Source organism: Sphaerochaeta sp. UBA5836, assembly GCF_002432845.1.
Lineage (GTDB): Bacteria > Spirochaetota > Spirochaetia > Sphaerochaetales > Sphaerochaetaceae > Sphaerochaeta.
Genome location: NZ_DJGW01000090.1, coordinates 1 through 13,175 on the forward strand (window position 1 = coordinate 1; position 13,175 = coordinate 13,175).

The 13,175-nt window shown below is 53.1% G+C and carries 12 protein-coding genes; 10 read left to right on the forward strand and 2 right to left on the reverse strand.

The window, feature by feature from the left end; genetic code table 11:
• Positions 1–23 precede the first annotated feature (23 nt).
• On the reverse strand, positions 24–563 hold the full coding sequence (locus B3F49_RS08355; RefSeq protein WP_293910358.1) for a hypothetical protein: 540 nt from the start codon (positions 561–563) through the stop codon (positions 24–26).
• 96 nt (positions 564–659) lie between these two features.
• On the opposite strand from B3F49_RS08355, the gene B3F49_RS08360 reads away from it, so the two are divergent.
• From B3F49_RS08360 to B3F49_RS08400, 9 genes are all read left to right on the forward strand, one after another.
• Positions 660–1,586, forward strand: a complete 927-nt coding sequence (locus B3F49_RS08360) for an alpha/beta hydrolase (RefSeq protein WP_293910360.1) — start codon at positions 660–662, stop codon at positions 1,584–1,586.
• Complete coding sequence (locus B3F49_RS08365; protein WP_293892295.1) at positions 1,573–2,058, forward strand: deoxycytidylate deaminase; 486 nt, start codon at positions 1,573–1,575, stop codon at positions 2,056–2,058. Before B3F49_RS08360 ends, B3F49_RS08365 begins: the two co-directional genes overlap by 14 nt.
• Positions 2,055–2,954: a 1-phosphofructokinase family hexose kinase gene (locus B3F49_RS08370; RefSeq protein WP_293910362.1), complete on the forward strand. Its 900-nt coding sequence runs from the start codon at positions 2,055–2,057 to the stop codon at positions 2,952–2,954. Before B3F49_RS08365 ends, B3F49_RS08370 begins: the two co-directional genes overlap by 4 nt.
• Positions 2,955–3,197: 243 nt before the next feature.
• Positions 3,198–4,232, forward strand: coding sequence for a BMP family protein (locus tag B3F49_RS08375; RefSeq protein WP_293910364.1), 1,035 nt, complete (start codon positions 3,198–3,200; stop codon positions 4,230–4,232).
• Between the two features lie 74 nt (positions 4,233–4,306).
• Complete coding sequence (locus B3F49_RS08380) at positions 4,307–5,845, forward strand: ABC transporter ATP-binding protein (protein WP_293910366.1); 1,539 nt, start codon at positions 4,307–4,309, stop codon at positions 5,843–5,845.
• Positions 5,829–6,932, forward strand: a complete 1,104-nt coding sequence (locus B3F49_RS08385) for an ABC transporter permease (RefSeq protein ID WP_293910368.1) — start codon at positions 5,829–5,831, stop codon at positions 6,930–6,932. Before B3F49_RS08380 ends, B3F49_RS08385 begins: the two co-directional genes overlap by 17 nt.
• Positions 6,929–7,873: an ABC transporter permease gene (locus tag B3F49_RS08390; protein WP_293910370.1), complete on the forward strand. Its 945-nt coding sequence runs from the start codon at positions 6,929–6,931 to the stop codon at positions 7,871–7,873. Before B3F49_RS08385 ends, B3F49_RS08390 begins: the two co-directional genes overlap by 4 nt.
• Positions 7,874–8,111: 238 nt before the next feature.
• Complete coding sequence (gene xdh, locus B3F49_RS08395) at positions 8,112–10,679, forward strand: selenium-dependent xanthine dehydrogenase (RefSeq protein WP_293910372.1); 2,568 nt, start codon at positions 8,112–8,114, stop codon at positions 10,677–10,679.
• On the forward strand, positions 10,676–11,299 hold the full coding sequence (locus B3F49_RS08400) for a class I SAM-dependent methyltransferase (RefSeq protein ID WP_293910374.1): 624 nt from the start codon (positions 10,676–10,678) through the stop codon (positions 11,297–11,299). Before xdh ends, B3F49_RS08400 begins: the two co-directional genes overlap by 4 nt.
• Before the next feature lie 33 nt (positions 11,300–11,332).
• Here the strand turns inward: B3F49_RS08400 and B3F49_RS08405 are convergent, their stop codons facing one another.
• Positions 11,333–11,578, reverse strand: a complete 246-nt coding sequence (locus B3F49_RS08405; RefSeq protein ID WP_293910376.1) for a hypothetical protein — start codon at positions 11,576–11,578, stop codon at positions 11,333–11,335.
• A gap of 152 nt (positions 11,579–11,730) precedes the next feature.
• On the opposite strand from B3F49_RS08405, the gene B3F49_RS08410 reads away from it, so the two are divergent.
• Positions 11,731–13,155 carry an NAD(P)H-dependent flavin oxidoreductase gene (locus B3F49_RS08410; RefSeq protein WP_293910378.1) on the forward strand — a complete coding sequence of 475 codons (1,425 nt, stop codon included), beginning with the start codon at positions 11,731–11,733 and terminating at the stop codon, positions 13,153–13,155.
• Positions 13,156–13,175 lie beyond the last annotated feature (20 nt).

Genomic DNA, 13,175 nt, shown 5'->3' on the forward strand with positions numbered 1-13,175 from the left:
ACCAGGTGTGAGACAGCCTTTTTTTAGTATCTATAGCGGATGGCTACTTGCGGGTACATATCCAGATCCAAAGACCCTTCTACGGTATACAGCCCGACATAGACGAACTCGGTAGTCAGGGAAAAGTGCTCGAACAACACCGTCTCCACAGCTAAACCAGCTCCTGCTCCGAACTGCACCACCACCTCATCCGGCACATATGTCCCGCCGCCACTATCCTTGGCTTTTTGATAGCTTCGATGATGAAGACCAGCAACCAGGTATACACGTCCGGCTAGAAATGAATTGATGGTATGGCTTATCAGGGGCAGTTGGACCTCGGAGCCGATGTTGCAGGCATAACGGTCCCGTCCTTCCTCCATGTTCGGATGGAAGAATGCCCCTCCTGCCACCTGGACCCCGAACGCTGGATACCACTTTTGATAGCTGGCTCCGATTCCGGCAAGCCGCCCCGCCTGCACCCCCAACGCCTGGTCATACGAAGAAAATACGTCATCACCCAATACCGGCAGGAGAAGGGCTACCAATAAAAAACCAGACAGAATCACTCTTTTTGTATGCATGATTTCAGCATATCACCGCTTTTACGCTCTGTCCTTCCCCCCATCCCCCTGAATTCCTGCTTTTCTTCATCCTCGTGGTAGGGTATAGTACTGAGTATGTGGATCAGTATTGTATTGTTGCTCATTTTGTTCGTGCTCTGGAACACCACCCTCGTCGGGTACCGGGACAAGCAGACACACATGCTGACAACCGATGAATCGAAGGTGTTCTGCGAAGAGGCAAAAAGTATAATCCATACTCAAGGAAGCACTACTGCAATCCTTATGGTCCATGGATTTCCGACCACTCCTGCGATGTACAGCTATAGTGCACAGCGGTTCAAATCGGCAGGGTTTGACGTATATGTTCCGCTGCTGCCGGGTTTCGGCACCGATCCCAAGGATTTGGAGCAGACCACCTTCACCCAGTGGTTCGACTACCTCTGCAGATATTACGAGGACCTTCGATCCAGGTATCAAACACTGTATGTTTTGGGCACCAGCATGGGGGGCATGATGACCCTCAAGCTCGGCGAGCTCTACTGCAACACGGACAAAGCACCTGACAAGCTGGTTACAATCGCAGCCCCGGTGGTCTACAACAGCATCAAGGAGCGGGTTTTCACCGATTGGCGGCAGTACTTCGCACGCACCCTTTCGCTGTTCGTTGCTTCCATAAACGCCCATATCGTTGCAGGCAACGGCAAGGGGGACGATGGTGCAGACAATTGGTACGGTTACGGGGGATTATTCATCCGGCCCGGCATCAGCCTGGTCCATGCCATGGGCAAGGTAAGAAAAGACTTGGGTAAAATCACCTGCCCGCTTTTCAGCATTCATGATGTCAACGACCGCATCATACCGTTCAAAAACCTGAAAATCATCGAACGGGAGCAGAACAGCAAGGCTTTCCGTCTTCTGGCCACTGAAATGGGAGACTACAACCACTCACGTCATGCCCTGCTCTCCTACCACTCAATCCAAGCATCACTGACCGATACCATTTTGGAGTTTTTACAGGAGAATCAGAATGCCCAAACGTAAGGACTACATCAGCTGGGACGAATACTTCATGGGCGTAGCCGTCCTCTCGTCCATGCGCAGCAAGGACCCCAACACCCAGGTGGGGGCTTGCATCGTCAATCCCGATCATAAGATTGTGGGAGTGGGCTACAACGGCTTCCCCATAGGAGTGAATGACGACGAAGTCCCTTGGGAACGCGAAGGAGCTTGGCTGGACACCAAGTATCCGTATGTCTGCCACGCCGAGCTCAATGCAATTTTAAACGCCATCAGCAGTAGTCTCAAGGGTTGCTCCCTGTATGTCGGGCTCTTCCCCTGCAACGAATGTGCCAAGGCAATCATCCAAAGCGGCATCAGGGAGGTCGTCTACCTCTCCGACAAGTATGCCGAGGCTGAAAACACCAAGGCTTCCAAGTGGATGTTCGACCAGACCGGGGTGACCTACCGCAAACTCGAACCGGCGCATGCCAGCATTCTGGTACAGCTTCAATGAAAGTTTTGACTGTCTGCCTGAACCCCACCTTTCAAAATACACTGAGGTTTACCTCCTTCAAGATCGGGGAAGTAAACCGTGCCTCTGAGCACTATCTCGATGCCTCGGGCAAGGGTATGAACACAGCCCGCATCGTAAGCCAGTTGGGAGAGCAGAGTATGTTGCTCACCCACCTCGGAGGACCGCGGGCCGAGGAGATGCTGAACCTTTGCAGGAAAGACAAGGTGGAAATTATTTGGGCGGACAGCAAGAGTGAGATTCGAACCTGTACCACCATACTTGCCGATGGCAAGGCCACCGAACTGGTGGAAGAACCGTATGCGGTCGACAGCAGCACTGAAGAGCCGATCAGAGCCCTCTACAGCGAAGCACTCCAAAGAAGCGATGCCCTCATCATCTGTGGAACGCGGGCGCCCGGGTACTCGCCCAACCTCTATGCCGATTTTGTCAAGGAAGCAAAAACACGAGGACTGTTTGTACTGCTCGATTTGAAGGGAGAAGACCTGAAGCGCTGTCTCCCCTTCGGGCCGGATGTCATCAAACCAAACCTCAGCGAGGCTGCCCAAACGTTCCTCGGTCGGACTGTCGGGGAACAGGAGGATACGGCCTCGATCGAGATCTCAATCAAGCCTGTTTTGGAATATATCTATCGCTCCTATCATACGACAACCGTGCTCTCTCGGGGCAAAGAGGATGCGTGGGTGCAGGCAGCCAAGTTCTTTTCTGTACCGATTGAGCGTGTGAATGCAGTAAATACCATTGGGTGCGGAGACAGTCTGAGCGCAGCCCTGACGGTGTCCTTATACAAAGGTACAAATTTGCAACAGGCCGTAGAGTACGCAACAAAGGTTGCAACAAAGAACGCAAAAACGGTCCGACCGGGTACGATTTTCTAGGTTTTCAGCCCAGATTGTTGGTGCAAAGAACTTTTCACAGATTGAGCAATCGCTAAATTTGCAACAATAAATTATGAAATTTCGCAATTTTATTGGTAAAAAATCATACTTAGCGTAATTAACTAGATAATTATTTACTGCAAAACGCGCAATTTCTTTTGACAGCCAAACTTTCTCACTCTATACTGAATCAAGCTTCAAATCCCGCTCTGGCGGGATGGATATTTACAGAGGAGAACTTGTATGAAAAAGATTCTGACAATCGTGCTCTGTCTCGCGCTCGTTGGCTCTGCAATCTTTGCAGCCGGTGCAGCTGAAACAGCACCCGCAGCCGCAAAGGACTCAAACGTAGTCAAGGTTGCACTGATCATTGAAAACACCATTGACGACAAGGGCTGGTGCCAGGCCATGCATGATGGCATTCTCGCAGCCCAGAAGCAGCTTCCCGGCCGCATCGAGTACAGCTACACCGAGAAGATGAAGCCTGTCGATGCAGGTTCCGCCGCCCGCCAGTATGTCGCCCAGGGGTATGACATCATCATCGCCCACGGGGCACAGTACAAGAACCTCATCCTTGAAATGGCTGAAGAGTATCCAGATGTTTCCTTTGCCTTCGGTACTTCTGCAGAGATCGGACCGAAGAACGTCTTCACCTACATGCCCGAAAGTGAAGAAACCGGTTACCTCTCCGGCCTCATCGCCGGCATGACCACCAAGAAGAATATCATCGGTCTGGTCGGCCCCGTCGACGCCGGTGATGCCGCCCGGTACAACCGCGGATTCGTCCTCGGCGTACAGGCTGTCAATCCCAAGGCCAAGGTCATGGTCGCTCACTCAGGTTCCTTCAGCGATTTCGTGAAGGCCGGTGAGATTGCCCAGTCCCAGATCAGGGCCGGTGCCGACGTACTGACCGGTTCCAGCCAGCAGGCTCTCGGAGCCCTGCGCGCAGTTGCCGACTACCGAAGTCAGGACATCTGGTGGGTTGGTCAGGATATCGCCCAGATCAACATCGCCGAAGGCTACAAGGTAATTGCAGCTTCCTCATACAACTATGCATCGGTCATCGTCGGTTTTGTCGAAAAACTCGACAAGGGCGTGAAGGGCGGCGAAGTCATTCCCATGAACTTCAACAACGGCGGATTCGTATTCCAATTCAACGCTGCTTTGAAGGACAAGTATACCGGCGCCATTGAGAACAAGGTCAACGAAGCTATTGCTTCCTTCAAGGCCAAGCCCGGTACCGTCAACTACACTTCCGTAGATTACTCCAAGCTTTGATCGTGCATCCCTGCCGGTCATGCAGGAAAGCCCTGCATGACTGGTTTTTCGAATCCCCACGGAGGTTGTAATCCATGGAACTCACTACAAAGAAGATCACAAGCCTCAGAATGGAACACATCACCAAGCGCTTTCCCGGCGTTTTGGCGAGTGACGACATCACCCTTTCCATCGGAGAGGGCGAAGTTTTGGCACTGGTAGGCGAAAACGGCGCTGGCAAAACCACCCTGATGAACATCCTGATGGGGTTGTACCAGCCGGATGAGGGGAGAATCCTCATCAACGGGGAAGAAGTACACTTCCGTTCCCCCAATGATGCCTTTGCCGCAGGCTTGGGCATGGTGCACCAGCAATACATGCTGGTTCCCAATATGACGGTTCTGGAAAATATCGCCCTCGGCTACAAACAGGCTTGGTCGTTTTTCAAGCTCGACTTGGCTATGGTCCGGGACCGCATTGATGAAATATCGAAAAAATACGGGCTTTTCGTGGATCCCGATGCTTATATTTGGCAACTCTCCGTTGGCGAGCAGCAACGTGTCGAGCTGGTCAAGACGCTCTGCCTTGGCGCTCGCTTTCTGATCCTCGATGAACCGACGAGTGCACTCACGCCCCAGGAAACCGATGATCTGATCGTGCTGCTCAAGCGCATGAGCAGTGAACTGTCCATCATCTTCATCAGCCACAAGCTGCAGGAGGTCAAGGACCTTTCGGACAAGATCACCATACTCCGCCATGGAGCGGTGGTCTTTGAAGGGAACACCAATGAGCACTCCCCTTCCGACATCGCCGCCTTGATGACCGGCCATGAAGTTGAACTGCCTCTGAACGAGGAGGCTTCCTGCAACGGGACGCCGGTGCTGGATATCAAGAACCTCAACGTCAAGAGCGATCGAGGCTTTTTGGCCCTCAGGGACTTGAACCTGACAATCCGCTGTGGAGAGATTGTCGGCCTTGCCGGTGTCTCAGGCAACGGGCAGCGCGAGCTTGCCGAGGCCATCAATGGACTGCGCAAGGTGGAAAGCGGAGAGATCATCTTCTACGGGGAGAATATCGCCAATAAGAGTCCGCACTACATCATCCAGGCAGGGATGGGCTACATTCCAGAAGAGCGTAACACCGAGGGAATCGTGCCTTCGTTCTCGCTGAAGGAGAACCTGATCCTCAAGGATGCCGAGCGAGAAGAGTTCTCCAAGCACTCCTTCCTCAACAACAAGGCAATCGACAAGAATGCCAATGATCTGAGGGTGAAGTTCGATATCCGCAGCCCCAACATCGCTGTGGCAGCAGGATCGTTGTCGGGAGGGAACATCCAAAAGGTCATCCTTGCCCGCGAGCTTTCCCGAAAACCAAAGTTCCTGATAGCCGTCTACCCGATCAGAGGCTTGGACCTCGGGGCTGCCGAATTCATCCACAAGCAGCTTCTGGAGAAACGAAGGGAGGGAATCGGGATACTGCTCATCAGCGAAGAGCTTGATGAGATCCTTGACCTCTCCGACCGCGTCGCTGTCATTTTCAAGGGACAGATCCAAAAGGTTCTGGACCGCAAGGATGCCAACCGCCGCAGCCTGGGAATCTTGATGGCAGGAGTGAAAGATGACCAAACAGTTTAAGGTACTCTACAAGGTTTCCATCATCATTCTGGCCATACTGGCAGCAATGACGATTGGATCGATTATCCTGATGACCATCGGTGCCGATGTAGTCAAAACCTATCGGGTCATCCTCTTTGAACCATTGAAAACCACCTTGCAGCTCAGCGAGGTGCTTCTCAGGGCGATACCGCTGACCATTATTGCGTTGGGCATCTCGGTTGCTTATCGCAGCGGCATCATCAATATCGGGGCTGAAGGCCAGATGGCTATGGGAATTTTGGGAACCACTGCTGTAGCCCTCGCTTTCCCCGAGCTACCCAAGCCGGTCCTGCTGCCGATGGCAATCCTTGCCGGGGCAATCAGCGGCGGAGTCTGGGGTTTCATTCCTGGATTTCTCAAGGCGAAGCTGCAGGTCAGCGAGCTGCTTTCAACCGTAATGCTCAACTACATCGCCGCCCAGTTCTATACCTTTTTGCTGCGCGGTCCGATGCTCGACCCCGCCGAACTCACCATGGGAAGCGGCACCCCCCAGTCGATGCGCCTTTCGCGCAATCTCTGGCTGGACCGATTCCTTCCCGGAACCCGATTGCATACCGGCTTGTTCTTCGCCCTTATCCTCGCCCTGCTCATCTACTTGTTGCTGTGGAAAACCAGCTACGGATATAAAATGCGTGCAGCAGGGGCCAGCAGCCGGGCGGCAAAGTACGGCGGTATCAACGTGACATGGTACCTGGTGATCGCCATGGTGATCAGCGGTGCCTTTGCCGGTATGGCAGGCGCCATTGAAATTGCAGGCGTCCACCGCAGGGCCATCGAGGGAATTACCGGCGGCTACGGTTTCTCGGGCATCGTCGTAGCCCTCTTCGGAGGCCTGCATCCGGCCGGAATCATTCCCGCCTCATTTTTCTTCGGCCTTCTGATCGTTGGAGCCGATATGACTCAGCGCATGGTTGGTGTACCTGCAAACATGGTGAATGTGCTGCAGGGCATCATCATCCTCGTCATCGTTGCCACAAAGATGGTTCTCGCCGATCCCTATCTCATGGAGAAGGTCTGGCGCAAAGTGCAGAAAAGAAGCAGCAAATCCAAGGAGGTGGAAGCATGAACTTCATCGTAAACATCCTAAGCTTGGGCATACCCTTCTCCGTCGCCTTGCTTATCGCCTCCCTGGGGGAGATGTTCAACCAGCGATCCGGCATCTTCAACCTTGGTTGTGAGGGCATCATGGCCATGGGGGCCTTTTTGGGAATGCTTATTCCGTACAGCATCGGACAAGGCGGCCCCACCCCGGGCATTTACAACGTTCTCGGCCTGGCGCTGGCGATGGCTGTGGGTGCACTCTTCGGCCTTCTTTTCGGGTTTGTCGTAGTCACTTTCCGTGCTCCGCAGGGTATAGCGGGCATCGGGTTGCAGATGTTCGGAGTCGGTACGGCAGGAACCTTGTTCCGCCACTTCATCGGCGGAACGCAATCGGTTCCCGGCATCGGCAACCTTCCAATCCCCGGACTTTCCAAGATTCCCATCCTCGGTCCGATTTTCTTCAGTCATAACTTGCTGGTCTATCTTGCGTTCCTCTTTGTCCCTGTCGCTTGGTACATCCTCTTCAAGACCCCCTGGGGGCTGCGGGTACGGGCGGTAGGAACAAACCCCAGGGCCGCCGACTCGATCGGCATCCAAGTCAACAAGGTGCGCTACCAGGCTTTGGCTGTCGGTGGTGCCCTGGCTGGTCTTGCCGGAGCCTACTTGAGCCTCTGCCAGGCAAAAATGTTCAGTGATGAGATCATCGCCGGCCGTGGGTTCATCGCTGTAGCATTGGTTTACTTCGGTCACTGGCATCCGGTGAAGATTATGGGAGGGGCCCTGCTGTTCAGTCTGGCGCAAGCCTTCCAGCTGGCCGTTCAGGGACAGGGAATCAATTTCCCCTATGAGTTCGCCGTCATGCTGCCGTATGTCATGGTCATCGTTGTTCTTGCTTTCAGCAGGGAGAGCCAGTTGCTCGGCCCGACCGCTCTTGGGCAACCCTTCAACCGGGAGAAGCGAATTTAGGTTTTGAAACAAAGGCAGGAGTGATTGTTGCATTTTCCTGCCTTTGTTCCTTGCACTGGAACTCCTGCAACAAAATAATGCAACAAAAGTCTTATACTGCAACAAGATATTGACTTTTCAACAAGACATCGAAACAATGTGAACGTATAGCATCACAGACCGTGGCATCCCTTCTTGGATGCTGACGCTAAGCGGCTAGCACCTGTTCCCACCCTTAACAGACAATGGAGAGCACGCTATGTATGCATTCAGCGTAAATGGAAAGCCTGTACAATATGATGGAGAGGACAAGAAATTACTTCGATTCCTCCGTGAGAACCTTAACCTTACCGGCACCAAGGATGGGTGCAGCGAGGGTGCCTGTGGTACCTGTACCGTCCTGGTCGATGGGGTAAAAACGAAAGCCTGCACTATCTCTCTTTCCAAGCTTGAAGGGAAATCGGTAACCACCATCGAGGGGCTGAGCGAACGTGAGCAACAAGTGTATTCCTATTGCTTTGCAGAAGCAGGAGCTGTTCAGTGCGGCTATTGCACCCCGGGTATGATCATCAGCGCAAAGAGCTTGTTGGATAAAAATGCCGACCCCAGCCTGGAAGATGTAAAAAAAGCAATAAAGGGCAATATCTGCCGGTGTACCGGCTATAAGAAAATTGAGGAGGCCATCTTGATGGCCGCCACCTATTTTCGGGAGAACCTCACTGTTCCCGATCACAACGAAGAGCCCAGGCTCGATACCCGCTACCAGCGCGTCGATGCAAAAATCAAGGCCCTTGGCAAAGGGCTCTATGCCGATGACCTGCGCATAGACGGGCTTTTGCATGCCAAAGCGGTACGTTCGGCCCATCCGAGGGCGCGGGTGCTTTCCATTGACAGCCGCGAAGCTGAAAAGCATCCCGACTTTGTCCGCATTCTGACAAGCGCCGATGTTCCACACAACATCATCGGACACATCAAGCAGGACTGGCCGGTCTTCATTCCCGTCGGAGAAATCACGCGCTATACCGGGGATGCCATCTGTCTGGTGGTGGGAAAGGATCCTGAAACCATTGAGAAAATTGCCTCTCTTGTTACGGTCTCCTATGAGGTCTTACAACCTGTACTCTCCATGCAGGAAGCCTTGAAGGACGACGCCCCGCACCTGCATGCCGGAGGCAATGTCCTCAGCAGCGAGCATATCAAGCGCGGTGATGTGGACGAGGCGATCAAGAAAGCAAAGCATGTAATCACCCGAGTCTACACCACTCCCTATACCGAACATGCCTTCATGGAACCTGAGTGTGCAGTAGCGCTTCCCGAGGGTGAAGATGGAGTGCTGGTTCATACCTCGGGCCAATCCATTTACGATGAACAGCATGAGATTTCCCTTATGCTGCAGCTGCCTCCCGATAAGGTCCATTGTCACAGCATGCTTGTCGGCGGTGGCTTCGGGGGCAAGGAGGACATGAGCGTACAACACCATGCCGCCCTCGCTGCGTGGGTTCTCAAGCAGCCGGTGAAGGTGAAACTCAGCCGTCAGGAGAGCCTGACGGTTCACCCCAAACGGCATCCCATGAGTATCGACATGACTACTGCCTGCGATGAAAACGGTCGCATTACTGCCATGCGCGCAATCATCGATGCCAATACAGGAGCCTATGCATCCTTGGGCGGCCCGGTTCTTCAACGAGCTTGCACCCATGCATCCGGACCTTACAATTTCCAAAATTTTGAAGTTGTCGGTCGGGCCATCTATACGAATATGGTACCAGCAGGAGCCTTTAGAGGCTTCGGAGTCACCCAAAGCTGCTTTGCTGTGGAGGCCAATCTCAATCTGCTCGCTGATGAACTAGGTATGGACTACTACGAAATCCGCCGTCTCAATGCCCTCAAACCCGGCGATACCATGGCCAACGGACAGATTGCCGGTGTGGACACCGGTATCATCGAATGCCTGGAAGCTGTAAAGGATGCTTATTACTCATCACCGCGTGCCGGTATTGCCTGCGGATTCAAGAATAGTGGGCTTGGTGTGGGATTTCCCGATACAGGCCGCTGTATTCTCTCGGTGGAGCACGGCAAGGTTCATATCCGTACCAGTGCAGCCTGTATGGGCCAAGGGGTGGCTACCGTCTGTACCCAGATGCTTGGCCAGACATGCTCCTTGAAGGCTGACCAGATTGTAGTCGAGGACCCCGATACCCTTCGCACCCCCGACTCGGGAACCAGCACGGCAAGCCGCCAGTCGGTATTCACCGGAGAAGCAGTCCGACGGGCTTCACTCAAGCTCAAGGAAGCACTGCAAACCAAGAAACTCGAGGAGCTGGAAGGACAAGAATTCAGTGGAGAGTATACATCCATTACCGATCCTATCAATTCCACCAAGAAACATCCCGTCAGCCATGTGGCGTACAGCTACTCAGCTCAAGTAGTCATTCTGGATGAACAGGGAAAACTGGAGAAAGTGGTTGCATCGTGTGATGTAGGGCAGGTGGTGAACCATCAGGCACTTACCGGGCAGATAGAGGGGGGAGTGGTCATGGGTCTTGGATTCGGCCTTACCGAGGACTTCCCGATCAAGGAGGGACAGCTTGATGTGCGCTATGGAACCCTCGGCCTCTTGCGTTCAACTGATGTTCCCCCGCTTGAGGTGAAACTGGTTGAAGGACCAGGCAAGCACCCCATTGCTTATGGAGTAAAGGGAGTGGGAGAGTTGACCACCATCCCCACCGCCCCGGCGTGTCAGAATGCATACTACCGTTACGACGGCAAGTTCCGTACCTCGTTGCCGCTTCAAGATACAGCGTACCGTAAGAAGAAGCCGCAATGAAAAAAAGAGCCGTAAATCGTCAGGACAGCACCGGCCTCTTCAATTTCATTGCTCCTATTTACGCCCTGTTTTTCACCTATCAAAAACGACGGTATGTAAAAACGCTTGCCGCCATGCAGTCATTTCTCAAGTATGAGACAGCCCTCGATGTCGGCTGTGGAACCGGGGCATTGTGCAGTGCTCTCAGCGAGAGAGGCTTGTCTGTTACCGGTGTCGATCCTGCTGCCCGAATGTTGGACATAGCAAGAAGGAAGAATGAAGCAATCACGTTTGTCCAAGCCGATGCCACCAAAACCCTGCCTTTCTCCGACAAAGAGTTCGATCTTGTTCTTGCAAGCTATGTCGCCCATGGCATGAGAGAAGAGATGAGAAAGAGCCTCTATCGGCAGATGAGCCGGGTGGCAAAGCACTACGTCATCATCCACGACTACAACGCAAACCGCTCTGTCCTCACTTCCCTGATTGAGTATCTGGAGGGGGGTGACTACTTTTATTTCATCAAGCATGCACAAAGGGAACTCCAAGAGTGCAAAGCAGAACTGGACCGCTGCTTTTCACAGGTGGAAGTCATCCAAGTAGGCAAGCGTGCCAATTGGTATATTTGCACTCCCCAAAGCTGAAAATGACCCTTGCATACCTCGCAGCATTGTGCATCAATTGAGAGGAAATACATATTTGCATACATACTTGGTTTCTTCTGCTGAATACGGGTACCCCTGGTTTTCCCAGCGCATCTGAAGAGCGGCAAGACCAATCTTGAGAGCCTGCAGCCTCTTGGAAACCACGGTGGTCGAAGCGACGTTCTGTTGCACGCTGGAGAGGGCTTTTTCCAGCTTTCGGATGCTTGAGTCGAGCGAGGCAATCGAATGCCTGCGTTCTGTGTCAGCAACAGGTTCCATTTCTTTTCTCCTGGTACTTCGATACTAACTCAGAGCTTAGGTGAATGTGAAGAGCTTCAGAGAGCTTGCAGATAGTTAAGCAATACACTTTGACAAATTTTGTATTTATGTTAAATTAAGATCAAGGACTTGCACGTCCCCAAGGAATGCCAATGAAATCAACATCTCTCTCGACTATATTGAACCGGATAAAGGAAGAAGTACAGGCCTGTAAGGCCTACCTTCCCATCGAGCGGACAATCCAACGTATTCTCGGTTCCAGGACTACCTGGCCGGCATTGAAAATTGGAGACCTGGTTGCTCCCACCCCCATCGTCCAAGGTGGGATGGGTGTCGGCATCTCTCTCTCCTCACTTGCAAGTGCGGTGGCCAACAACGGCGGCATCGGAGTCATTGCAGCGAACGGCATCGGATTATTGGAACCCGATTACTATGAGGATGGTCAGGCTGCAAACCTCAGGGCCTTCAGGCGGGAGATCCGCAAGGCTCGTGAACTGAGCAGCGGGGTTATCGGGGTGAACATCATGGTGGCGGTCAACGACTTCCATCAGTTGCTGGATGTAGCGATAGAGGAGAAGGTTGACATCGTTTTCATGGGAGCTGGCTTGCCGATCAAGAACATGCCCGTTGAGGCGCTCAGAAAGGCCAATGTGAAAGTCGCCCCGATTGTCAGCTCAGCCCGTGCAGTCGATATGATCTTCCGCATGTGGACAAAACTCTACAACGACACTCCCGATGCAGTGGTCTTCGAAGGTCCCAAGGCTGGCGGACACCTCGGTTTCACTGAAGAACAGCTTGAAGACCCCGCCTATCAATTGGAAGCCATCGTCCCTCAGATTGTTGAGGCCCTCAAACCTTTTGAAGAGAGCAAGGGGTGTAGAATCCCCCTGATCGCAGGAGGAGGCGTCTACAGCGGCAGGGATGTGTACAAAGTCCTTTCCCTCGGAGCATCAGCTGTTCAAATGGCCACCCGTTTTGTTGCCACCGATGAGTGCGATGCCGATATTCGATTCAAACAAGCCTACGTCAATTGCACCAAGGAACAGATCGGCTTGATCAAGAGCCCTGTAGGAATGCCCGGCAGAGCCATCCGCAACACCTTCATCACCGACAGCGAGGAGGGAAAACGCCCCCCTTTCCGTTGCGCATGGAAGTGCCTCTCCTCCTGTAAAGCTCAAGAAGCCAACTATTGCATCTCAATCGCCCTCAACAATGCCCGCAGGGGCCTCTTGCAAAGCGGTTTTGTATTTGTAGGCACCAATGGGTACCGAATCAAGAAAATCGTACCGGTCAAGTCACTGGTTGCAGAGCTTGAACAGGGTTACCAGCATGCTGTGCAGATGAACCTCGAACGGGTGCTCGCCAAGCTGTCCATCTTGAAAACGGAGTATACAAAGGCAGAAACCCAGGTGAAAGAACTTGCCAGACGATACGAAGAAGTCTTGCTTTCATTCCCTCTCAAATCCGAGGTGGTGAAGGCTATTCGGGTGCAGTACACCCGTGCAGCCATGCAGGTGGAACATCTGAAGCTGAAGATGACCGAGACGCTTGCGACAACCTCGCTGTTGCTCTCCTAGAGCACTGCCTGTCCCCGACA

Excerpts from the sequence above, each read along its gene's own strand:
- B3F49_RS08355 (WP_293910358.1), bottom strand. The coding sequence starts at position 563 with ATGCATACAAAAAGAGTGATTCTGTCTGGTTTTTTATTGGTAGCCCTT.
- B3F49_RS08360 (WP_293910360.1), top strand. The coding sequence starts at position 660 with ATGTGGATCAGTATTGTATTGTTGCTCATTTTGTTCGTGCTCTGGAAC.
- B3F49_RS08365 (WP_293892295.1), top strand. The coding sequence starts at position 1,573 with ATGCCCAAACGTAAGGACTACATCAGCTGGGACGAATACTTCATGGGC.
- B3F49_RS08370 (WP_293910362.1), top strand. The coding sequence starts at position 2,055 with ATGAAAGTTTTGACTGTCTGCCTGAACCCCACCTTTCAAAATACACTG.
- B3F49_RS08375 (WP_293910364.1), top strand. The coding sequence starts at position 3,198 with ATGAAAAAGATTCTGACAATCGTGCTCTGTCTCGCGCTCGTTGGCTCT.
- B3F49_RS08380 (WP_293910366.1), top strand. The coding sequence starts at position 4,307 with ATGGAACTCACTACAAAGAAGATCACAAGCCTCAGAATGGAACACATC.
- B3F49_RS08385 (WP_293910368.1), top strand. The coding sequence starts at position 5,829 with ATGACCAAACAGTTTAAGGTACTCTACAAGGTTTCCATCATCATTCTG.
- B3F49_RS08390 (WP_293910370.1), top strand. The coding sequence starts at position 6,929 with ATGAACTTCATCGTAAACATCCTAAGCTTGGGCATACCCTTCTCCGTC.
- xdh (WP_293910372.1), top strand. The coding sequence starts at position 8,112 with ATGTATGCATTCAGCGTAAATGGAAAGCCTGTACAATATGATGGAGAG.
- B3F49_RS08400 (WP_293910374.1), top strand. The coding sequence starts at position 10,676 with ATGAAAAAAAGAGCCGTAAATCGTCAGGACAGCACCGGCCTCTTCAAT.
- B3F49_RS08405 (WP_293910376.1), bottom strand. The coding sequence starts at position 11,578 with ATGGAACCTGTTGCTGACACAGAACGCAGGCATTCGATTGCCTCGCTC.
- B3F49_RS08410 (WP_293910378.1), top strand. The coding sequence starts at position 11,731 with ATGAAATCAACATCTCTCTCGACTATATTGAACCGGATAAAGGAAGAA.